We start from the raw sequence: 1299 nt of genomic DNA, 5'->3' as shown, positions 1-1299 counted from the left end.
GGTAGTGTTCAAAAAACTGTGTCATTTCCTTAAACTGTTAAAAACAGGAATGATGCATTATGGCAACTACATTTGATTTTGAAACAGCCTTAAAACAACTCCAGTCAGGACAAGCACTGACTGGAGAAAATGGCATACTCACCCCTTTAATTAAACAGCTGACCGAAGCTGCTCTTGAAGCAGAAATCGAGAATTACATTGAAGCGAATCCGAAACAAGGTAATCGCCGCAATGGCTATACTCGCAAGACAGTAAAATCTACATCAGGTTCATTTGAGCTTGAAACCCCTAGAGATCGAAATGGTGAATTTGAGCCACAGTTAGTTAAAAAGAACCAGACCAAATTATCAGAAGAAATTGACAATAAAATCATATCACTCTATGCACTTGGTATGAGCTATCGTGATATTCAAAAGCATGTTGCTGATATGTATGGATTGGAGATTTCAGATGGTGCTATCACCAATATTACAGATAAGCTCCTCCCTCAGTTACAAGCATGGAAACAACGCCCACTCGATACAATTTATCCCTTTGTTTGGTTAGATGCCATACATTACAAAGTGAAGGATAAAGGTGTTTATGTGAGCAAAGCGATCTATACCATTTTAGCTTTAAATGTTGAAGGTAAGAAGGAACTACTCGGCTTGCATTTGTCGGAAAGCGAAGGGGCGAACCATTGGCTTAGTGTACTGACAGACCTACAAAATCGTGGTGTTCAGGATATTCTGATTGCCTGTGTAGATGGACTAAAAGGTTTCCCCGAAGCCATAGCAGCGATTTACCCTCAAACAGAAATACAACTGTGTATCGTTCATCAAATTCGTAATTCTTTACGCTATGTTGCCAGTAAAGATCAGAAGGCATTTATGGCTGATTTAAAGCCAATTTACCGTGCTGATACCAAAGGGGCGGCAGAAGTAGCACTGGATGAGCTAGAAGAAAAATGGGGCGAAAAATATGGTGTGGTCATTCAGTCATGGCGTACCAAATGGCATCTACTATCCGCCTATTTCAAATACCCTAAAGCGATTAGGAAGCCGATTTACACCACCAATGCCGTTGAAGCCGTACATCGTCAATTCCGCAAACTAACCAAAACCAAAGGAGCTTTCCCCAATGAGGATAGTCTGATGAAATTACTGTATATTGGTATTCAACAGGCATCAGAAAAATGGACAATGCCTATTCAGGAATGGGGACAAACGATTACTCAATTATCCATTTACTTTGAAGGTCGATTAGATGATATAATTAAAATCTAGTCAAATTTACTGACACAGAATTTTGAACGCCCTC

The 1299-nt window shown here is 39.8% G+C and carries 1 protein-coding gene; it reads left to right on the top strand.

The window, feature by feature from the left end:
* The first annotated feature begins 59 nt into the window (after nt 1-59).
* A complete protein-coding gene (locus FTV18_RS15600; RefSeq protein ID WP_004973108.1) occupies nt 60-1265 on the top strand; it encodes an IS256 family transposase in 1206 nt (401 codons plus the stop codon).
* Nucleotides 1266-1299 lie beyond the last annotated feature (34 nt).

Source organism: Acinetobacter sp. YH12241 (assembly GCF_013417535.1).
Lineage (GTDB): Bacteria > Pseudomonadota > Gammaproteobacteria > Pseudomonadales > Moraxellaceae > Acinetobacter.
This window is presented reverse-complemented; position numbering and strand designations above follow the sequence as displayed.